The 17,092-nt window shown below is 66.7% G+C and carries 23 protein-coding genes; 7 read left to right on the top strand and 16 right to left on the bottom strand.

Translation table 11 applies throughout. The annotated features are described in order from the left end of the window. Positions 1 to 132: 132 nt before the first annotated feature. The 4 genes from B1A74_RS02125 to B1A74_RS02110 all read right to left on the bottom strand — a co-directional run bounded on the left by B1A74_RS02125 (position 133) and on the right by B1A74_RS02110 (position 1,842). Complete coding sequence (locus B1A74_RS02125; protein ID WP_077243639.1) at positions 133 to 513, bottom strand: type II toxin-antitoxin system VapC family toxin; 381 nt, start codon at positions 511 to 513, stop codon at positions 133 to 135. Further along, positions 513 to 758, bottom strand: a complete 246-nt coding sequence (locus B1A74_RS02120) for a type II toxin-antitoxin system Phd/YefM family antitoxin (RefSeq protein ID WP_018946718.1) — start codon at positions 756 to 758, stop codon at positions 513 to 515. The genes B1A74_RS02125 and B1A74_RS02120 overlap by 1 nt, the downstream gene beginning before the upstream one ends. A gap of 113 nt (positions 759 to 871) precedes the next feature. Further along, positions 872 to 1,414 (bottom strand): protein disulfide oxidoreductase, encoded by a 543-nt coding sequence (locus tag B1A74_RS02115; protein WP_077243638.1) that lies wholly within the window; start codon positions 1,412 to 1,414, stop codon positions 872 to 874. After that, on the bottom strand, positions 1,411 to 1,842 hold the full coding sequence (locus B1A74_RS02110) for a hypothetical protein (RefSeq protein ID WP_026288939.1): 432 nt from the start codon (positions 1,840 to 1,842) through the stop codon (positions 1,411 to 1,413). The genes B1A74_RS02115 and B1A74_RS02110 overlap by 4 nt, the downstream gene beginning before the upstream one ends. A gap of 71 nt (positions 1,843 to 1,913) precedes the next feature. On the opposite strand from B1A74_RS02110, the gene nadA reads away from it, so the two are divergent. Further along, positions 1,914 to 2,996: a quinolinate synthase NadA gene (gene nadA, locus B1A74_RS02105; protein WP_077243637.1), complete on the top strand. Its 1,083-nt coding sequence runs from the start codon at positions 1,914 to 1,916 to the stop codon at positions 2,994 to 2,996. 14 nt (positions 2,997 to 3,010) lie between these two features. Next, entirely contained in the window at positions 3,011 to 3,361 is a 351-nt protein-coding gene (locus tag B1A74_RS02100) for a nucleotidyltransferase family protein (RefSeq protein WP_077243636.1), read from the top strand. Positions 3,362 to 3,414: 53 nt separating this feature from the next. Here the strand turns inward: B1A74_RS02100 and B1A74_RS02095 are convergent, their stop codons facing one another. Continuing rightward, on the bottom strand, positions 3,415 to 3,621 hold the full coding sequence (locus B1A74_RS02095) for a hypothetical protein (RefSeq protein ID WP_024329275.1): 207 nt from the start codon (positions 3,619 to 3,621) through the stop codon (positions 3,415 to 3,417). Positions 3,622 to 3,706: 85 nt separating this feature from the next. Between B1A74_RS02095 and B1A74_RS02090 the strand changes: the two genes are divergently transcribed. After that, complete coding sequence (locus B1A74_RS02090; RefSeq protein WP_077243635.1) at positions 3,707 to 4,093, top strand: precorrin-3B synthase; 387 nt, start codon at positions 3,707 to 3,709, stop codon at positions 4,091 to 4,093. A gap of 61 nt (positions 4,094 to 4,154) precedes the next feature. On the opposite strand, the gene B1A74_RS02085 is transcribed toward B1A74_RS02090, so the two are convergent. The 3 genes from B1A74_RS02085 to typA form a co-directional block, all read right to left on the bottom strand. After that, a complete protein-coding gene (locus B1A74_RS02085) occupies positions 4,155 to 4,511 on the bottom strand; it encodes a type II toxin-antitoxin system PemK/MazF family toxin (RefSeq protein WP_018946712.1) in 357 nt (118 codons plus the stop codon). Next, positions 4,502 to 4,711, bottom strand: a complete 210-nt coding sequence (locus tag B1A74_RS02080; RefSeq protein ID WP_018946711.1) for a hypothetical protein — start codon at positions 4,709 to 4,711, stop codon at positions 4,502 to 4,504. The genes B1A74_RS02085 and B1A74_RS02080 overlap by 10 nt, the downstream gene beginning before the upstream one ends. 84 nt (positions 4,712 to 4,795) lie before the next feature. Continuing rightward, positions 4,796 to 6,622: a translational GTPase TypA gene (gene typA, locus B1A74_RS02075; RefSeq protein ID WP_024329280.1), complete on the bottom strand. Its 1,827-nt coding sequence runs from the start codon at positions 6,620 to 6,622 to the stop codon at positions 4,796 to 4,798. Between the two features lie 277 nt (positions 6,623 to 6,899). On the opposite strand from typA, the gene B1A74_RS02070 reads away from it, so the two are divergent. Together B1A74_RS02070 and B1A74_RS02065 are read left to right on the top strand one after the other, a co-directional pair. Then, entirely contained in the window at positions 6,900 to 7,130 is a 231-nt protein-coding gene (locus tag B1A74_RS02070; protein ID WP_019570245.1) for a CopG family ribbon-helix-helix protein, read from the top strand. Further along, positions 7,120 to 7,542 carry a PIN domain-containing protein gene (locus B1A74_RS02065; protein ID WP_077243634.1) on the top strand — a complete coding sequence of 141 codons (423 nt, stop codon included), beginning with the start codon at positions 7,120 to 7,122 and terminating at the stop codon, positions 7,540 to 7,542. Before B1A74_RS02070 ends, B1A74_RS02065 begins: the two co-directional genes overlap by 11 nt. A gap of 9 nt (positions 7,543 to 7,551) precedes the next feature. On the opposite strand, the gene B1A74_RS02060 is transcribed toward B1A74_RS02065, so the two are convergent. Together B1A74_RS02060 and speA are read right to left on the bottom strand one after the other, a co-directional pair. Continuing rightward, positions 7,552 to 7,821, bottom strand: coding sequence for a YcgL domain-containing protein (locus B1A74_RS02060; RefSeq protein ID WP_077243633.1), 270 nt, complete (start codon positions 7,819 to 7,821; stop codon positions 7,552 to 7,554). Position 7,822: 1 nt separating this feature from the next. Further along, positions 7,823 to 9,727, bottom strand: a complete 1,905-nt coding sequence (gene speA / locus B1A74_RS02055; RefSeq protein ID WP_077243632.1) for a biosynthetic arginine decarboxylase — start codon at positions 9,725 to 9,727, stop codon at positions 7,823 to 7,825. A gap of 103 nt (positions 9,728 to 9,830) precedes the next feature. Here speA and speE point away from each other — a divergent pair, with 103 nt between their 5' ends. Beyond that, positions 9,831 to 10,682: a polyamine aminopropyltransferase gene (gene speE / locus B1A74_RS02050; protein WP_018946707.1), complete on the top strand. Its 852-nt coding sequence runs from the start codon at positions 9,831 to 9,833 to the stop codon at positions 10,680 to 10,682. A gap of 48 nt (positions 10,683 to 10,730) precedes the next feature. On the opposite strand, the gene B1A74_RS02045 is transcribed toward speE, so the two are convergent. The 3 genes from B1A74_RS02045 to B1A74_RS02035 form a co-directional block, all read right to left on the bottom strand. After that, positions 10,731 to 11,147, bottom strand: coding sequence for a globin domain-containing protein (locus tag B1A74_RS02045; protein WP_077243631.1), 417 nt, complete (start codon positions 11,145 to 11,147; stop codon positions 10,731 to 10,733). A 172-nt stretch (positions 11,148 to 11,319) separates the two neighbouring features. Further along, positions 11,320 to 12,126 carry an ABC transporter permease gene (locus B1A74_RS02040; RefSeq protein ID WP_018946706.1) on the bottom strand — a complete coding sequence of 269 codons (807 nt, stop codon included), beginning with the start codon at positions 12,124 to 12,126 and terminating at the stop codon, positions 11,320 to 11,322. After that, entirely contained in the window at positions 12,117 to 12,737 is a 621-nt protein-coding gene (locus B1A74_RS02035; RefSeq protein ID WP_077243630.1) for an ABC transporter ATP-binding protein, read from the bottom strand. The genes B1A74_RS02040 and B1A74_RS02035 overlap by 10 nt, the downstream gene beginning before the upstream one ends. 202 nt (positions 12,738 to 12,939) lie before the next feature. Between B1A74_RS02035 and B1A74_RS02030 the strand changes: the two genes are divergently transcribed. Continuing rightward, on the top strand, positions 12,940 to 14,088 hold the full coding sequence (locus B1A74_RS02030) for an Sfum_1244 family protein (RefSeq protein ID WP_244269153.1): 1,149 nt from the start codon (positions 12,940 to 12,942) through the stop codon (positions 14,086 to 14,088). Here the strand turns inward: B1A74_RS02030 and B1A74_RS02025 are convergent. The 3 genes from B1A74_RS02025 to nrfD are packed head-to-tail and all read right to left on the bottom strand — an operon-like array spanning position 14,033 to position 17,074. Next, the gene (locus tag B1A74_RS02025; RefSeq protein ID WP_077243629.1) at positions 14,033 to 14,362 is read right to left on the bottom strand and encodes a HesB/IscA family protein; all 330 of its coding nucleotides are present in this window, start codon (positions 14,360 to 14,362) and stop codon (positions 14,033 to 14,035) included. The two genes, B1A74_RS02030 and B1A74_RS02025, sit on opposite strands and share 56 nt — an antisense overlap. A gap of 15 nt (positions 14,363 to 14,377) precedes the next feature. Continuing rightward, entirely contained in the window at positions 14,378 to 15,811 is a 1,434-nt protein-coding gene (locus tag B1A74_RS02020; protein WP_077243628.1) for a cobyrinic acid a,c-diamide synthase CobB, read from the bottom strand. A gap of 18 nt (positions 15,812 to 15,829) precedes the next feature. Continuing rightward, positions 15,830 to 17,074, bottom strand: a complete 1,245-nt coding sequence (gene nrfD, locus B1A74_RS02015) for an NrfD/PsrC family molybdoenzyme membrane anchor subunit (RefSeq protein ID WP_077243627.1) — start codon at positions 17,072 to 17,074, stop codon at positions 15,830 to 15,832. Positions 17,075 to 17,092 lie beyond the last annotated feature (18 nt).

Raw genomic sequence — 17,092 nt, 5'->3', positions numbered from 1 at the left:
ACACACAAGGAGGCCAGCCCTCTGGCCGATCGGGGCCATCCCCGCACCGCATCGCGCAGGGGGCTGCGCCCCCACAAGGCGCCCCCGGGCCGCGGGGCCCGTCCTCTGGCCGAAGACGGCATGAGTGAGACCTTATTCCGGTCGGAACAGGTGGATTTCGAGGCCTTCGATGTGGCGGTAGTGGCGATCGTTGGCCGTGACCAGAGGCAGGCCAAGCTGGGTGGCCGTTGCGGCAACCAGGGCATCGGCCATTTGCATGTTGTGGCTGAGCGAATACATCTCGACCAGGAAGGTGGCACGAGTCGAAATCGCTTCGCTGACGGGATGAATTGTGGCATCCCAGTAGCTCATGGCCTGCCGAAGCATCCGGAATTCGGCCTGGCTCCGCAGGCCCTGAACCAGCTCCATGTAGGTAACGGCAGACACCGTGAATCCGGGCGAACTGTCGAGCCAGTCCCCCGCTTTCCGGTTCCCGCGCAGGTTCCAGATCAGGACGTCCGTGTCCACCAGCATCAGTCGAACGCCCTCGGTTGGCGCATCCGCCGAACCTGGTCGTCTACCGATCCGGTCCGGTCACTCCAGAGTCCGAACAACGGATTGCGAGTCCCCTCTTCTCGCCCGTTTTCCTCGCGGAGGGTGAAGGGCACAAGACGGGCCCGCTTCCGGCCATGATAGGTGATCACGATCTCCTCTCCACGATCGATCGCGGCGAGGAGTTCGCGGCTGTGGAGCCGCATGTCCTTGGTGGTGGCTTCCATCTTTGCCTCCCGGAGTTACACTTTTCAGTGTAACCCTTGGGCCTGTACTGCCCAAACCCCATTGCCCGCGCCCCATGAGCTGCCGTTGGTGCAGGCGACCCGGGGCTGCACCATCAGAGCCAGCGGGCGAGCCAGAGGCGGAAACGCAGTTCCAGCGGCGGGGCGTAGCCCTGCTTGCGAAAGACGACGTCGCCGTCGGTGTTGATGATGAAGCTGGCGGGGACGCCCTGGACACCGTAGCGGGCGGCGAGCTGGCCCTGCGGGTCGTTGATGGTGGCCAGTTCGCGCTCGTTCTCGTTCAGGTGGTCGATGACCTCCTGCGGCTCGCCGGACTGCATGGCGACGGTCAGCACCGGATGGCTGTCCGACAGCCGCACGATCTCGCCTTCCTCCAGCCGGCAGATGGGACACCACGTGGCCCAGAAATGCAGCAGCACGGGTTCGTCGCCCACGTAGTCGGACAGGGCCACGGGCGAGCCGTCGAGCAGTTCGGCCTCGAACTCGGGGGCCGGGCCTTCCACCATGTCGCGGGCCATCCAGGCGCGCACCAGCAGGAAGATGGCCAGCGCGATGGCGATCTGGATGCCCCAGCCGAGCGCACGGCGGCGCGCGGTGGGTTTCGGGCGTTCGGGTTTTTCGGGCTGGGTATCGGTCAACGGATCATCTCGGCCTGGCCGGGTCGGGCGCGGGTGCCGCGCTGTTTGGGGCCCTTGCGCACGGCAATGCGTACCAGTTCGTCCTCGTCGTCCATCAGTTGTTCCCGCTGGTCTTCGCTCAGCAGCGGGTTGCGGGCCACGAAGTAGCGCAGGTTGGGGTCGCGGTCGTTCACGCAGGCGGCCACCTGCTCCGGCGTGAGGTCGGGCCGCTTGGCGCAGTTCAGGCGCACGGTCTGGTTGGGGTCCGCCAGCAGCAGGGCGACTTCGTCGGGCTGCAGATCGAGACGGCGGGAGAAATACGCCTTGACCTGGGCATGCTGGTCGCGCACCAGGAACGGGCGCCAGCACGGCTCCAGGTCGGCGGCCAGCGCCATCTCCATGCGCTGGTCGAAGGACAATTGTCGGTACTGTTGCTCAAGCTCGGTCATGGCAGGGCCGAACGACACCGGAAAGGGGGCTGTCGTATTATAAGCAGACTGTAATAACGGCGAGGATTCCCATGACCGCACCGGTGGCCGAAAAACCGCTGTTCCACGTGCCGTCCACGGCGCACGTGACCGCCGGGCTGCACCACCTCGGCGAGGCCGAGCGCGCGGAGCTGGTGGAACGCATCAAGCGCCTGCTGCGCGAGCGCGACGCGGTGCTGGTGGCGCACTATTACGTGGACGACTCGCTGCAGCGCCTGGCGGACGAGACCGGCGGCTGCGTGGCGGATTCGCTGGAGATGGCGCGCTTCGGCAAGGACCATCCGGCGAGCACGCTGGTGGTGGCCGGGGTGCGTTTCATGGGCGAGACGGCCAAGATCCTCAGCCCGGAGAAGCGCGTGCTGATGCCCACGCTGGAGGCCGAGTGCTCGCTGGACCTGGGCTGCCCGGCGGACGAGTTCGCGAAATTCCGCGCGCAGCACCCGGACCACACCGTGGTGGTGTACTCGAACACCTCGGTGGACGTGAAGGCGCAGGCGGACTACGTGGTCACCTCCAGCATCGCGGTGCCGCTGGTGGAGCACCTGCGCGACCAGGGGAAGAAGATCCTGTGGGCGCCCGACAAGCACCTGGGCGACTACATCCGCCGCACCACCGGCGCCGACATGGTGCTGTGGGATGGCTCCTGCGTGGTGCACGACGAGTTCCGCTCCTGGGCGCTGGAGGATCTGCGCAGCCGTCATCCGGACGCCGCCGTGCTGGTGCATCCGGAGTCGCCGCGCGAGGTGATCCATCAGGCCGACGTGGTGGGCTCCACCAGCCAGCTGATCGCCGCGGTGAAGGACCGCGACGAGCCGGAATTCATCGTGGCGACCGACAAGGGCATCTTCTACAAGATGCGCGAGGCGGCCCCGGACAAGACCCTGATCGAGGCCCCCACCGGCGGCGAAAGCGCGACCTGCACCAGCTGCGCCCACTGTCCGTGGATGGCGATGAACGATCTGGTCTCGCTGGCCAATACACTGGAAGACACCGCCGAGCCGGCCACCAACAAGATTTTCATCGACGAGGACGCCCGTCTGAAGGCCCTGACCGCGACGCAGCGCATGCTCGACTTCGCCGCCGAGCACCGCAAGGCCACCGCCGGCGACGCCTGAACACGGGGAGCGGGATGATGCCGCCTCATGCGACCGGTACAACGCTTGCGGGACAGCCCCCCGCATCATCGCCGCTCGAACGTCACCGTGTCCTGGCGACACTCCGGGCGCATCGCGCCATACTGATCCGCGAGTTTGGCGTACGAGAGCTCGCGCTGTTTGGCTCGCTCGCCCGAAACGAAGCCGACCATGAAAGCGACATCGACATCCTCGTCGATTTCCCCGATCCAGCGTCGGCACAACAGTATTTCGGGCTGCAGTTCTACCTCGAGGACCTGCTCGGACGCCCCGTAGACCTGGTAACCGTACGAGCCTTGCGCCCCGAACTACGGCCGTATGTGGAACGCGAGGCCATTCATGTCTGAATCGTCACCCTCTCGGGCATGGCATCCCGTGATTGGGCTTGAGCAATTCCCCGTCAGCGATCGTTGAGCCAGGCGGCCCACTGGGAGTGGGTGGAGGCGTCCACGCCGTCGGCTTTCGCTGCCTGCTGCAGGTGGGCCTGCAGGTCTTCCATCAGTTGCGAGTCCATCAGCTCCGGCTGCAGGGTCAGCTGGGCGTGCAGCGTGGTGTACACCAGCTTCAGCTCGCCCAGGGCATACTGCGACCAGTCGAATTCGGCCATGAGAGGTTCTCCGCGATGAATGATGATCCCGGCATCCTGCGGCCCCGCGCGGGCCACCGCCAAATGAACCCGCAGGGGCGCGGAGATGTTTAAGCGCCGCGCGCGTCTTCTGGTGGCCGCCGCCGGGGATGACGGCCGCGCCGATCGCGTGGCCGAACTGGCCGCGCAGGACAGGGACGTGGCCGAATGGCTGGAGGTGCGCCCGCGCCCGGCCATGGGCGAACTCACGCGCGAGGACCTGGAGTGGGCGGACCTGCTGGTGGCGGTGGACGCCGAGGCCGCGGAGGCCATGCCGGCCGGTCGCCCGCCCGGCTGCCGTCCGAAATACTGGCACCTTCCTCCGGCCGACGTGCTGCAGGACGCCCCGGCCATGTTCGACGACGCGGCCCGCTCGGCACTGACCTGCATGGCCGGCGGCATGCGCATGCTCGCCCGCATGGACGCCGAAGACCAGCCCGAACCGCAAGCCTGATGATCCCAGGATCAGGCGGTTTCAGTCGACAGCCACCGATTGGGCTAACTGTCAGGCAGAGTCAGGTCGCGCCTCGCGACGAGTGGCAGTCGAAGAAACGGCAAAAGTCGACGTGCAGCTGCTGCAGGCGCTCCTCCGACAAGCGCCCGTAGCGCTTGACCACCACCTTGCGGGCGATCACGAATGTCTTTCGGACCATGATTTTCGAACGCTTGGGAAGCGTTCCCTCGGCGAGTTCAGTCGGCTCGAGGATGAACTCATCGTCATGCAGCGTGGCGGTCTGACTGCTGACGGGAACGCCGACAAAATCCTCGAATGGCAAGTTGTCCCTGAAGACGATCACGGGCCTGTGTTTGCGCGCGCCAAGATCCGAGAAATAGAACTCGCAGAGGACGACATCGCCAACCTTCAAGTCCACACGTCGTCCTCGGCGGGCTCGCGCCATTCATCGATCGTACTGGCGGAGTGCTCGGAGAAAGCCTGTACGTCGGCATCCTTCGCGTCACCGTCGTCAACCAGCACGACCACCCTGGCATGCGTATTGTTCAGACGCGCATACTCACCCGGAATCCTGACGACCCCATCCCGAATATCAGTCTCGAACTCAATCGCATACATCCCACACCTCCGTGCCAATATAGCGTACACGTCAAGGATCAGGGTAGCACTCCGCCCCGGCGGGCGCCGGGGCGGAGACGGGCGTCAGGCGTTGGCGGCGGCGCGCGAGGCCTTTTTGCGCTCGTGCTCCAGCAGGAGCTTCTTGCGGATGCGGATGGCGCTCGGGGTCACCTCGACGAGTTCGTCGTCATCGATGAACTCGATCGCCTGCTCCAGCGTCATGCGCACCGGCGGGGTCAGCTGGATGTTCTCGTCGGTGCCGGCCGCGCGCACGTTGGTGAGCTGCTTGGCTTTGAGGGCGTTCACGACCAAGTCGTTCTCACGCGCGTGCAGGCCGATGACCATGCCCTCGTAGACCTCCTCGCCGGGGCCGATGAACAGCTTGCCGCGGTCCTGCAGGTTGAACAGGGCGAAGCCGATGGCCTTGCCGGGACCGTTGGCGATCAGTACGCCGTTCTGGCGCGAGGCCACCGAACCCGTCGTGGACAACGGCCCGTAGTGGTCGAACACGTGGTGCAGGATGCCGGTGCCCGAGGTCGCGGTCATGAACTCGGTCTGAAAGCCGATCAGCCCGCGCGAGGGGATGGTGTAGTCCAGGCGCACCCGGCCCTTGCCGTCCGGCATCATGTTGGTGAGTTCGCCGCGGCGTTCGCCCAGCTTCTCCATCACCGTGCCCTGGTGCTCTTCCTCGATGTCCACGGTCACGGTCTCGTAGGGCTCCTGCTTCACGCCATCCACCTCGCGGATGACCACCTCGGGGCGCGAGACGCCCAGCTCGTAGCCCTCGCGGCGCATGTTCTCGATGAGGATCCCCAGGTGCAGCTCGCCACGGCCGGAGACGCGGAACTTGTCGGGGTCCTCGGTATCTTCCACGCGCAGGGCGACGTTGTGCTTGAGCTCCTCGTCCAGGCGCTCGCGGATCACGCGGGAGGTGACGTACTTGCCCTCCTTGCCGGCCAGCGGGGAGGTGTTCACCTGGAAGGTCATGCTGACCGTGGGCTCGTCCACGGTCAGGGCCGGCAGGGCCTCGACATTGCTCGGGTCGCACAGGGTGTCGGAGATGAACAGCTTGTCCATGCCGGTGAAGGTGATGATGTCGCCGGCGTTGGCCTCGCTGACATCCACCCGGTCCAGCCCGTGGAAGCCCATGATCTGCAGCATGCGGCCGTTGCGCACGCCGCCTTCGCGGTCGATCACCTTGACCTGGGTGTTCGGGGTGATGCGCCCGCGCTTCACCCGGCCGACGCCGATCAGGCCCTGGTAGGAGTTGTAGTCCAGCGAGGAGACCTGCATCTGGAACGGGCCGTCGGCGTCCACGTCCGGCGGCGACACGTGCTCGACGATGGTCTCCAGCAGGCAGGTCATGTCGCCTTCGGTCACGTCCGAATCCATGCCGGCGAAGCCGTTGAGCGCCGAGGCGTAGACGATCGGGAAGTCCAGCTGCTCGTCGCTGGCGCCCAGGCGGTCGAACAGGTCGAAGACCTGATCCACGGCCCAGTCGGGGCGCGCGCCCGGGCGGTCGACCTTGTTGACCACCACGATCGGCTTGAAGCCCATCGCGAAGGCCTTCTGGGTCACGAAGCGGGTCTGCGGCATGGGGCCATCCACCGCGTCCACCAGCAGCAGCACGGAGTCGACCATCGACAGCACGCGCTCGACCTCGCCGCCGAAGTCGGCGTGCCCGGGGGTGTCGACGATGTTGATGCGGTAGTCCTGCCACTTGATGGCGGTGTTCTTCGACAGGATGGTGATCCCGCGTTCCTGCTCCAGCGCGTTGGAATCCATGACCCGCTCGCCGTGGTCGCCACGTTCGTCGAGGGTGCCGGACTGGCGCAGGAGCTGGTCGACCAGCGTGGTCTTGCCATGGTCGACGTGGGCGATGATGGCGATGTTGCGAAGCTTCTCGGTCATGGAATACGAACTCTGGGTACTGGCAAAAGGGCCGTCACTATACAGATTTATTCGCGCCCGCGCTGCCACTCCCGCGTTTTGCACGCAGGCTCCTTCTCTCCCCGTCCACCCTTAACTCCCGGGAGAGCATCCCTGCCCCGCAGCCCCGAACCGCCGTTCCCCGTCCAAGGCCAGCCAGCCCGGCGCACCGAGCCGATCGCCGACAACACGTTGGGCTCCGTTGAAGACACGTAGATTTGGTGCTACACGTATTTGCGTGACCCAAGGAGGCTTCAGCATGAAGCAGAACATCACCCTGTCTCTCGACAAGCAGGTATTGACCGAACTGAAGGTTATCGCCGCTCGTCGTTCGACTTCGGTCAGCCGGCTGCTGACCGAGGAACTGGAACACATCGTGGAACGGTCCGACCGTTATGAGCGCTCCAGGCGCGAGGCCCTGGCCGCTCTCGACAGGGGGTACCGCTTCGGTGGCGGTCGCCCGGATCGGGACGCCCTGCATGAGCGATAAGGTCTTCGTCGATACCAACATCCTGCTCTACGCGCATGACCTGGATGCGGGCGATCGACACCAGCGCGCCGAGCAAGTCGTTCGTCAGCTCTGGGATACGGGCGGGGCGATCATCAGCATCCAGGTGCTGCAGGAGTTCTACGTCAACGTGACCCGCAAGGTCGCGGATCCTCTCCCGCCAGCGGAGGCACGCCGCCTGATCGAGGCCTACCGAGCCTGGCAGGTGGAGTGCCCGGATACAAAGGCCGTGCTGCGGGCCTCCGAAATCCAGGAGCGGAACCGCCTGTCCTTCTGGGATTCGATGATTGTGGCGACCGCTTGCCAGGGCGGTGCGACGGTCCTGCTGTCGGAAGACCTGAACCATTCCCAGATCATCGAGGGCATCCGGGTGGAAAACCCCTTCCTGCATTGAATGGTCCGATCAGCCCGGCGCCCCGCCCTGCCACGGGTCGAGCTTGTCTTCCCGCGGCGGGACCTGCAGGTGGAAGCCCTGGTCCTGCAGGTTGGCGAGGACCTTCTGCGGGTCTTCCTGCGCCAGGGTACGGTCGGGGGTCAGCTCGAACTCCAGCGCGAATTCGAGGCTGCCGAGGGCCTTCATCAGGGTGTCGGGCAGATCGGAGAAGTCGTCCTTCTCCGGCAGATAGACATAGGTGTCGGCGCGCCGCGTGGCGCGATAGACGTAGCACTGCATTTCAGTCCTCCAGATAGGTGTAGCCAGTCAGGCCGTGCTCCAGTTCCGCCAGCAGCCGCCCGGCCGCCTCGCCGCGCAGGCCGGCGGCGTCGATGCGGGCGCGGAACGCGCGGCGCAGGTCGTCGGGGGCGAAGTGCACGTAGGACAGCAGTTCGTCCACGGTGTCGCCGCGCTCGGGGTCGACCAGGCGGTAGCCGCCGTCGGGGGTAAGCTCGACGTTCACCGTGTCGGTGTCGCCGAACAGGTTGTGCAGATCGCCCAGGATCTCCTGATAGGCCCCCACCAGGAAGATGCCCAGATAATACGGCCGGGCGGGCTCCCACTCGTGCAGGGCCAGCGTGGTGTGGGTGCCTTCGCGCTCCACGTAGTACTCCACGTGGCCGTCGGAGTCGCAGGTCAGGTCCTGCAGCACCGCCCGGCGCGTGGGCGCCTGATCCAGCCGGTGCAGCGGCATGATGGGGAAGATCTGGTCGATCGCCCAGGTGTCGGGGATGGACTGGAACACGGAGAAGTTGCAGAAGACCTTGTCCGCCAGCTTGTCGGTCAGCTCGGCATGGATCTCGGCCGGCAGGGTATCCGGGTCCGCCAGCAGTCGCTGGCACAGGGCGAAGTACAGCGCCTCGGCGCGGGCGCGGTGGGCCAGCGACAGCAGGCCGCGGGCGAACTGGGCCTGCACCTCGGCCAGATGCCAGGCGCCGTCGTGGAAGACCTCGGACGGCGGACGCGCGCTGTCCTCCAGGAGTGCCCGCAGGGTCGCGATCTCGGGCGGCTCGTCGACGGCCGGCGGCGGCACGGGGCCGTCCCCGGGGGCCGGTTCGCAGTCGATCACGTTGGTGATCAGCACCGCGTGATGCGCGGTCAGCGCGCGCCCGGACTCGCTGAACACCTCGGGCATGGGCAGGTCGTGCTCGTGGCAGATACGGCTGAGCGGGCGCAGGATATTGAGGGCGTATTCCTCCACCGAGTAGTTGATGGAGCATTCGTTGCGCGACCGCGAGCCCTCGTAGTCGATGCCGAGGCCGCCGCCCACGTCCACCACGCGGATCCCGGCCCCGGCCTCGCGCAGCGCGGCGAAGTAACTGGCCGCCTCGCCCATGCCGTTCTGGATGTCGCGGATATTGGCGATCTGCGACCCCATGTGGAAATGCAGCAGCTGCAGGCGGTCGAGCCAGTCGAGCCCGCGCAGGCGCTCGAGGATCGCCAGCACGTCCGCCGCGGACAGGCCGAACTTGGCCTTCTCGCCACCGGTGTTCTGCCACTTGCCCTTGCCGATGGACGCCAGGCGCACCCGCAGCCCCAGCAGCGGCGATATGTCCATGGCTTCGGCCTGGCGGATCACCTCCTCCAGCTCCGAGGGCTTCTCGATCACGATGTACACCCGGTGGCCGAGCTGCCGCCCGATCAGGGCCAGGCGCACGTATTCGCGGTCCTTGTAGCCGTTGCAGATGATGACCGAACCGGGGCGCGACTGCGCCAGCACCGCGATTAGCTCCGGCTTGGAGCCGGCCTCCAGCCCCACCTGCGGCCGGTGGCCTTCGGCATCCGCGTGGTCGCCGGCGGCGAGGATGCGCTCGACCACCGAGCGCTGCTGGTTGACCTTGACCGGATAGATCGCGGTGAAGTCGCCATGGTAATCCAGCTCCTCGGCCGCCCGCGCGAAAGCGCGCGACAGGCGCCGCACGCGACCGTCGAGCACGTCCTGAAAGCGCACCAGCACCGGCGGGCCCACATGCTCTTCGCGCAGGCGGCAGGCCAGCGCGTGCAGATCCACGCCGGGGTGTTCCGGCCAGTCCGGCCGGCGCATGCAGACATGCCCGGACGCATTGATCTCGAAGAAGTCCCCGTTCCAGTGATCGATGCCGTAGGTACGGCGCGCATCATCCAGGGTCCAGGACGTGGCTGACATGGCGGTTCCGCGGTTGGGGAGGGTCGGAGTTGCCCGCAGGATACAGGGCACTATCATGGCGGCGCATCCTACCGTTCACCCATGCACAAGGGGAGCCCGCCCGATGGCACTCGACGACAACTGGTTCACCGAGCCCGACCGCGACATCGCGATGTCCCTGCGCATCACGAAAAAGCTCCACGAGGAGCAGACGCCCTATCAGAAGATCGAGATCTTCGAGACCACGGGCTTCGGCAACCTGATGGTGATTGACGGCTTCGTGATGCTCACCGGCCGCGACAATTTCATCTACCACGAGATGATGTCGCACCCGGTGCTGTATTCGCACAACGCGCCGAAGAACGTGGTGATCATCGGCGGCGGCGACTGCGGCACCCTGCGCGAGGTGCTCAAGCACGACGAGGTGGAAAAGGCCACGCAGGTGGACATCGACGAACGCGTCACCCGCCTGTCCGAGCAGTATTTCCCCGAACTGTGCGACGCCAACGACGACCCGCGCGCCGAACTCCTGTTCGACGACGGCATCCAGTACATCAAGGACGCGGAACCGGGCTCCATCGACGTGATCATCGTCGACTCCACCGACCCGGTGGGTCCGGCCGAGGGCCTGTTCTCCGCGGATTTCTACCGCGACTGCGTGAAGGCCCTGGGCTCCGATGGCCTGCTGGTGCAACAGAGCGAATCGCCGCTGCTGCATACCGACAGCATCCTGCGGCCGATGCACGACAGCATGCGCATGACCGGCTTCATCGACGCCCTGACCATGCACTTCCCTCAGCCCACCTACCCCTCCGGCTGGTGGACCTGCACCATCGCCTCCAGGGACGCCCCGGTCTCCTTCCTGCGTGAAGAAGCCGCGGAGGAGATCCCGTTCGTCACGCACTACTACAACGCGGCCATCCACCGCGCCGCCGGCGCCACCCCGGAGTTCTTCCGCCGCAAACTGTTCGCCTGATCCGGCCGCGGCGCCGGACCGGCGAGGGGTAGCGGATTCGAGCCAGGATCAGTGTGTCTGCATGCCTTCCAGCATCATGGGTTCCACGATGCTGGAGAAGGCGTCACGCCAGGCCTGCTCGCAGGTATCGCTCCAGTAGCCGTTGACCGAACGGCAGTACTCGCCCAGCACCTGGATCATCACCGCGGAAAATGCCTCGAAATCGTCCGGACCGATGCCGAATCGGGTGTGGGCCTCGCCGAGACGATGCAGATGCGGGCGAATGGCCGTGGGGCTGTCGGCATGGGAAGAAACCAGCGCCAGAGTTCGGACCATGCGGTCCATCTGTTCCGGCATGTTCTCGGACGAGAACATTTTCTTGTACTCCGGATGCTTCTCGAACAACCGCGCATAGAACGTTTCGGCAATCTCGTGGTGATACGGGGCGACGCTCTGCCAGCTTTGCTCGATGAGCTGGGTATTCATGTCGGGATCCTCCTGACTTGCGAGTGGCCTGTCTTGCGCATCGAAACCGACCGCAGCACCTTCGAAACTAGTGTCCCGACAGGGCTTTGTCGCTAGTCGCAACAGGGTAGGCCGAGCGAGCAGAAGGAGGGGGACGACATAGCCCCGGGGGGATAGATACCTCCGGGTGTCGTCAGGTATGCCGGCCGGGCTTCAGGCGATCCAGGCGCAGGCGCTGGCGGTGGTCGAACAGGCGGCTGGAGGCGAACCAGACCGCGCCGATCGCCCCGAAGCCGGTGCCGGCGGAGATCAGGAACATGATCAGGATCTGGTACTTGACCGCTTCCACCGGCGGCGCGCCGGCGAGGATCTGCCCGGTCATCATGCCCGGCAGGCTGACGATGCCGGCCGCGGCCATGGCATTTATGGTGGGCATCAGCCCGGAACGCGCGGCCTCACGGCGCATGGTGGTGACGGCCTCGCTCCACGATGCTCCAAGGGCCAGGCGGCCCTCGATGGTGCGCCGCTCGCGCCAGACGTTCTGCGTGAGCCGATCCAGCCCCAGGGCGATGCCGGTCATGGTGTTACCCAGCAGCATCCCCAGCAGGGGGATGGAGTACTGCGGCTCCCACCACGGGCTGGGCCCCACCATGGTGGTCAGCGCCAGCACGGTGATCGCGAACGAGGAAACGAACATGGTGACCGCGCCGATCCCGTAGCCCCACATTCCGGCAAAACGGCGCTGCTGGCGAGCCATCACCTCGTAGCCGGCCACCGCCAGCATCACCATCGCCATCAGCGCGACCCAGCCGAGATGCGCATGATCGAACAGGGTCTGCAGCACCAGGCCCACCAGCAACAGCTGGATCACGGTGCGCACGGCGGCGATCAGCAGGGTGCGGCCCACGCCCATGCGGGCCCACATGGTCACGCCGGCGAGCAGCACCACCAGCACCGCTGCCAGCGCGAGGTCGAACGGGCTGAGCCGGATCAGGTCCATGATGTGCCCTCCGGCCGGCCGTCACTCAGCGTCAGGATGCGCCCGCCCAGACGGTCGCGCTGCTGGGTGTCGTGGGTGACCCACAGGGCCGCGGCTTCGCGTTCGGCCATCCAGGCCCGCACCAGCCGCTCGAAGCGGCGGGTATTCTCCAGGTCGAGGTTGGCGGTGGGTTCGTCCAGCAACAGCACGCGCGGCCCGGTCAGCAGGGCCCGCAGCAGCCCCAGACGCTGCTTCTCGCCGCTGGACAGTCGTTCGACCTCCCAGTCCAGGGCCCCGTGTTCCAGCCCCAGACGCTCGAGGAAGGACTCGGCATCGTCGCGCGCCCAGTCCGCAGGCAGATGCTCGTCCACGCGATCGCCCCACCAGGCGGTCTCCGCCGGGACGTAAGCCACTTGTCGGCGCCACTCCGGGGGCGTCAGCGCATCGCGCGCCTGCCCGTCCAGCCACACCTCGCCGCTGTTCGGATCCAGATCGGCGATCGCCCGCAGCAGCAACGACTTCCCCGCGCCGGAGGCGCCAGTGATCTGCACCAGCTCGCCGGGCTGGACGCGCAGGTCCACCGGCCCGAGGCGGTCGGTTCGCAATTGACGAATTTCCAGCAGGGGCTGCATGGCGTCGCTCGTGGGGGCCGACCCCACATGTTAGGGAAACACTGCGAAATGTACACGTTCGCCGGGTAATCGACGCCTGCCTCATGGCGGTCCGCATCCGGGCCGACTATGCTCGCGAAAGGGAAACAGCAAGTCGCCGCCCGGCGCAACGGACGTACCGGGCCGCCCGTTGTTACACCGCCCTGGCACAGACGAGGCACCCATGACCCGGACCCCGGCCCCAGTCCCGTCCCCGACCGCCGATTCATGCCCCGAGCTCGCACAGCTGATCGCCCGGGTCCAGCGCAACTGCGACATCGCGGACGCACGTTTCGCCGGCAACGCCACGCTGTGCATCTACCTCCTGGAGATGCGCGAATTCTATCGCTGGGAACAGGGCCAGGACCTGCAGGCGGAGCTCGACCGTCAGGCGGTGGGGGACTGGGTCATCGCGCGGGAACAGCACTGGGAAGCACTCGAGGACGCGGAGCTGGAGCCCCTGATACTGGACGGCATCGCTCACGACCCCTTCGACGAGGAGGCCATCAACCGTAAGCTCGCCGCCCGTGGTCTGGCCTACGGTGCCGGCTACGGACAGGGGGGACGGCCGGTGTTCTTTCTCGGGCGGCTCGATCACCTCGAGGCGTTCGACGGGTACCGTATCCACATCGTTGGCGAAGAGCTGGCCCGCGATCTGGCCGCCCCGCCCGCGATGTCACGCGAGGGGCGGATCTTCGTGCGCCGCGAATCGGTACGTCGCATGGTGGTGGAGGCAGTCGAGGCCTGGCAGGCGCGCGGCCGACCGGACGACGGCATGGGGCGCGCGCTGCGCGCTTACGGTCACGACCCGGACCACGCCCCACCGCTCGAACGGATGGTCGACGGCGAGCTCGAGGCCGCGGTCTGGCACGAGGTAGGAGAGGTCCTGGCCGGCAACTTCCTGGGGCCGGCCTGGCAGGAATGCCTCTCCGAGGTGCTGGGCACCCGCGAGGAACGCGTCCTGCGCGCGGTACGTGACCACCTGGCCGACATGCTGGTGACCCTCCCCGCCCTGCTGTCGGGCACGGGGGACGGTTCACTCCACCTGTATTTCGCCCGTCTGGGCGGGTTGCGGGCCGCACTGTTCCCGCAGCTGCACGACGCCTACGAGCAGGCGATACGCGAGGAATCGCCGGAGGCCATCCGGCGCCTGGTCGTGCCCGCACGCGAACACTGGCTGGCTACTGCCCGGGAACTCCTGGAGCAAGCGCCGGAACACTGGCCCGCGGCCGACCATCAGCTGCCCGCGTTGCAGCCGGTCCTGCCCCGGAGCCCGGTCACGAAGACGGACCGGAGTCCTCCGGGGGCCGATAGTGCGGATCGTTGGGGTTGAGGAAGATGAACCGGAACTCGCCGGGCTCGAACTCCACGTAATCCAGCACCGCGTTCTTCATCAAATCCACGCAAAGGGGGTCGACCACCAGCTGAACGCCCTCGCTCTTGAAGGCCAGGTCGTCCTCGCGCCCGGTATCGTCGAAACCCATGCCGTATTCGATCGCTCCGTCGGACTTGCGCTGCGCAACAATCCGCAGGGCGGTGTGTTCCATGCCGCTCTCGCGGGCGGAGTTCAGGATCTGATCGGCCGCGGCCGGGGTCAGGCTGAGCATGTTCGGCCTCCTCGTTCAGGTCGCAATAACGGTTTCCGGTTCCTGCGCGCCTTTCTGCCGGCACTGGCGGACGAATGCCACGAAGCGCCGCGCCCAGGGGTTCCGACGGGTATGGCGCTGATGGCTGTAGCTGGCCAGCAGGTTGTGGTAGACGACCCCGTCGTGGCGTCCGTCCACCCCGCAGCCCCGCTGCATCTCCCAGGCAAAGGCCAGCCCCGGATCCACGGCCTCCAGCGCGGAGTAATGGAACTCGTGGGCCGGCACGGGCGCGTCGTCCGCCGCCCCGTCAGCGACGGGCGGCCAGGGGTGGGCGCGGATTTCGCGCAGGCGCACATAGCCACGCCCCTGCGGCCGATCGTGCATCACGCTGGTCGCCGGGATCGCCCCGACCATCGCATGTTCCTGATCCCCCCAGCGGATCGAGCGGCTCAGATACATCAGCCCTCCGCATTCCGCGTAGGCCGGCGTCCCCGCTTCGATGGCCGTGCGGATCGCCTCGCGCAGGGATCGATTCGCGGCCAGCGCCGCAAGCCGGCTCTCCGGAAATCCGCCGCCGATCAGGAGGGCATCCGCCGGTGGCAGGTCGCGGTCATGCAGGGTGTCGAAGAAGCACAACTCGGCACCGGCGGCCTCCAGGGCATCCAGATCGGTGGGGTAATAGAAGCCGAAAGCGGCGTCGCGCGCGACCGCGATCCGCACCGGAGGTCCCCCGGTATGTTCTGCCCCCCGGGGGGAATCCGGAACGCAGACCGGGCCTCCCCCGGAAGGGTCCGTGCGGGCCACCCGGAGCAGGCCATCCAGATCGACCTGCGAGGCCACTGCGGTTGCCAGACCCCGGATCTTCGCATCCGCGCCATCTACCTCGTTGCTGGGGATCAGTCCCAGATAGCGTTCGGCAATCTCCAGCGAAGGATCCTCGTGCACCGCCCCCAGCACCGGCAGGTCGGTGTAGCGCTCTACCGCTGCGCGCAGCTTGGACTCGTGGCGGGCCCCGCCCACCCGGTTCAGGATCACCCCCGCGATGCGGACCTGCGGGTCGAATGACCGATAGCCGAGCAGCAACGGCGCGATCCCGCGGGTCATGCCCCGGCAGTCGATGACCAGCACCACCGGGACATCCAGCAGCCGGGCGAGGGCTGCGTTGCAGTCATGCCCCTCGGGATCGACCCCGTCGAACAGGCCCTTGTTCGCCTCGACGAGCCCCAGATCGGCACCTTGATCGTAGCGAGCCGCCAATTCGACGATCTCGTCGGACTCCTGGGTATGGAAGTCCAGGTTCACGCAGGGCCGGCCGGCGGCACGCCCCAGCCACAGGGGGTCGATATAGTCGGGGCCCTTCTTGAAGGGCTGGATCTCCAGCCCGCGGGCCCTCAGTGCCGCGCACAGGGCGGTGGCCAGCGTGGTCTTGCCGGAAGACTTGTGCGCGGCCGCCAGCAGCAGATGGGGCATCTCCCGCAATCCCGCGGATCAGCCCCCCGCCGGCGCGGTCTCGGTCGCGCTGCCGGCGGAATGGTGCGGATCGACCTTGTGGTCGGCCAGGCTGACCGGCAGGAAGTGCAGGAACCTCACGGCCACGGCCACCAGGAACAGTGCCAGCCCCACCCCGCCGATCCCCAGCAGGAACTCGACCAGCGTCGGCGTGTACGGGGCGACCACCCCGTCATGGAAGCTGCTGCTGACCTCGTAGCCCGGGAACATGTCCATCGGATAGGCCTGGCCACCGATGATGATCACGTAGAGCTGGGCCAGCCCCCCCAGGATCACCAGGCCGCTGGCCGCCGCGATCACCCGGCGCGAGCGGCTCCATACAGGGTGGAACAGCATCACCAGGGGCACCAGGCTGCCCAGCAGGATCTGCACGCCCCAGAACAGCAGCGGATAGATACCGCCGCTTACGAGCAGGAAGGCCTCCACCCCGTGCAGCCGGGTGGCGTACAGGTTGGTCAGGTGATAGACGACCACGAAATACAGCACCGCGGCGACGAACACCGCCAGCAGGTTCTTGAGGCGGCGCAGGATCAGATCCCCCAGCGGGCGCCCGGTCCAGTGATACGCCGTCAGCATGACCAGCAGGAACACCGCCAGCCCCAGGGCGAAGGACATCGCGATGAACAGCGGCGCAAGGATGGCGGCATCATAGGCCTCGCGCGCGATCAGGAAGCCGAAGATCGCACCGGTACCGGTGGTCAGCACCAGACGCCAGACAAACGCCACCATGCCCACGGCGGGGGCATGAGCGTTCATGCGCCGCTCCATCAGGAACCACAGGTACACCAGAACGATCACCATGAAGCCGGTGTAGAGGAAGATGTTCCAGGCAAAGATCGACTTGAAGTTGTAGTGAGTCATGGCCACCACCAGACGATCCGGACGGCCCAGATCGAGCACCAGGATGGCCAGCCCGCCGGCCAGCAGCGCAACCGCCAGCAGCCCGGACAGGGGTGCCAGTGGCTTGTAGATCCGGCGCCCGAAGACCGAGGCGATGGAGGCCACGTTCAGGGCCCCCGAGGCCGCCACAATCAGAAAGATCGCGAACACATGCGGCAGCCCCCAGACGATCTGGTTGTCCATGCCGGTGATGTGATGGCCGTGCGCGGATTTCAGCGCGGCGGCCAGCAACCCGAATCCGATGGCCGCCAGCAGGACGCCCAGCAACGCGTAATAACCGCGGCTTTGCCCGTCGAGTGCCCGCAACTGAGGTTTCGCCGTCATAAGTCCTTGCCTCGGATG

Origin of the sequence: Thioalkalivibrio halophilus, from assembly GCF_001995255.1 — a bacterium.
GTDB classification, from domain to species: Bacteria; Pseudomonadota; Gammaproteobacteria; order Ectothiorhodospirales; family Ectothiorhodospiraceae; genus Thioalkalivibrio; species Thioalkalivibrio halophilus.
Note: the sequence above shows the minus strand (reverse complement) of the source record. Positions and strands in the feature narration are given on the sequence as shown.

Excerpts from the sequence above, each read along its gene's own strand:
- B1A74_RS02125 (WP_077243639.1), bottom strand. The coding sequence starts at position 513 with ATGCTGGTGGACACGGACGTCCTGATCTGGAACCTGCGCGGGAACCGG.
- B1A74_RS02120 (WP_018946718.1), bottom strand. The coding sequence starts at position 758 with ATGGAAGCCACCACCAAGGACATGCGGCTCCACAGCCGCGAACTCCTC.
- B1A74_RS02110 (WP_026288939.1), bottom strand. The coding sequence starts at position 1,842 with ATGACCGAGCTTGAGCAACAGTACCGACAATTGTCCTTCGACCAGCGC.
- nadA (WP_077243637.1), top strand. The coding sequence starts at position 1,914 with ATGACCGCACCGGTGGCCGAAAAACCGCTGTTCCACGTGCCGTCCACG.
- B1A74_RS02100 (WP_077243636.1), top strand. The coding sequence starts at position 3,011 with ATGATGCCGCCTCATGCGACCGGTACAACGCTTGCGGGACAGCCCCCC.
- B1A74_RS02095 (WP_024329275.1), bottom strand. The coding sequence starts at position 3,621 with ATGGCCGAATTCGACTGGTCGCAGTATGCCCTGGGCGAGCTGAAGCTG.
- B1A74_RS02090 (WP_077243635.1), top strand. The coding sequence starts at position 3,707 with ATGTTTAAGCGCCGCGCGCGTCTTCTGGTGGCCGCCGCCGGGGATGAC.
- B1A74_RS02080 (WP_018946711.1), bottom strand. The coding sequence starts at position 4,711 with ATGTATGCGATTGAGTTCGAGACTGATATTCGGGATGGGGTCGTCAGG.
- typA (WP_024329280.1), bottom strand. The coding sequence starts at position 6,622 with ATGACCGAGAAGCTTCGCAACATCGCCATCATCGCCCACGTCGACCAT.
- B1A74_RS02070 (WP_019570245.1), top strand. The coding sequence starts at position 6,900 with ATGAAGCAGAACATCACCCTGTCTCTCGACAAGCAGGTATTGACCGAA.
- B1A74_RS02065 (WP_077243634.1), top strand. The coding sequence starts at position 7,120 with ATGAGCGATAAGGTCTTCGTCGATACCAACATCCTGCTCTACGCGCAT.
- B1A74_RS02060 (WP_077243633.1), bottom strand. The coding sequence starts at position 7,821 with ATGCAGTGCTACGTCTATCGCGCCACGCGGCGCGCCGACACCTATGTC.
- speA (WP_077243632.1), bottom strand. The coding sequence starts at position 9,727 with ATGTCAGCCACGTCCTGGACCCTGGATGATGCGCGCCGTACCTACGGC.
- speE (WP_018946707.1), top strand. The coding sequence starts at position 9,831 with ATGGCACTCGACGACAACTGGTTCACCGAGCCCGACCGCGACATCGCG.
- B1A74_RS02045 (WP_077243631.1), bottom strand. The coding sequence starts at position 11,147 with ATGAATACCCAGCTCATCGAGCAAAGCTGGCAGAGCGTCGCCCCGTAT.
- B1A74_RS02040 (WP_018946706.1), bottom strand. The coding sequence starts at position 12,126 with ATGGACCTGATCCGGCTCAGCCCGTTCGACCTCGCGCTGGCAGCGGTG.
- B1A74_RS02035 (WP_077243630.1), bottom strand. The coding sequence starts at position 12,737 with ATGCAGCCCCTGCTGGAAATTCGTCAATTGCGAACCGACCGCCTCGGG.
- B1A74_RS02030 (WP_244269153.1), top strand. The coding sequence starts at position 12,940 with ATGACCCGGACCCCGGCCCCAGTCCCGTCCCCGACCGCCGATTCATGC.
- B1A74_RS02025 (WP_077243629.1), bottom strand. The coding sequence starts at position 14,362 with ATGCTCAGCCTGACCCCGGCCGCGGCCGATCAGATCCTGAACTCCGCC.
- B1A74_RS02020 (WP_077243628.1), bottom strand. The coding sequence starts at position 15,811 with ATGCCCCATCTGCTGCTGGCGGCCGCGCACAAGTCTTCCGGCAAGACC.
- nrfD (WP_077243627.1), bottom strand. The coding sequence starts at position 17,074 with ATGACGGCGAAACCTCAGTTGCGGGCACTCGACGGGCAAAGCCGCGGT.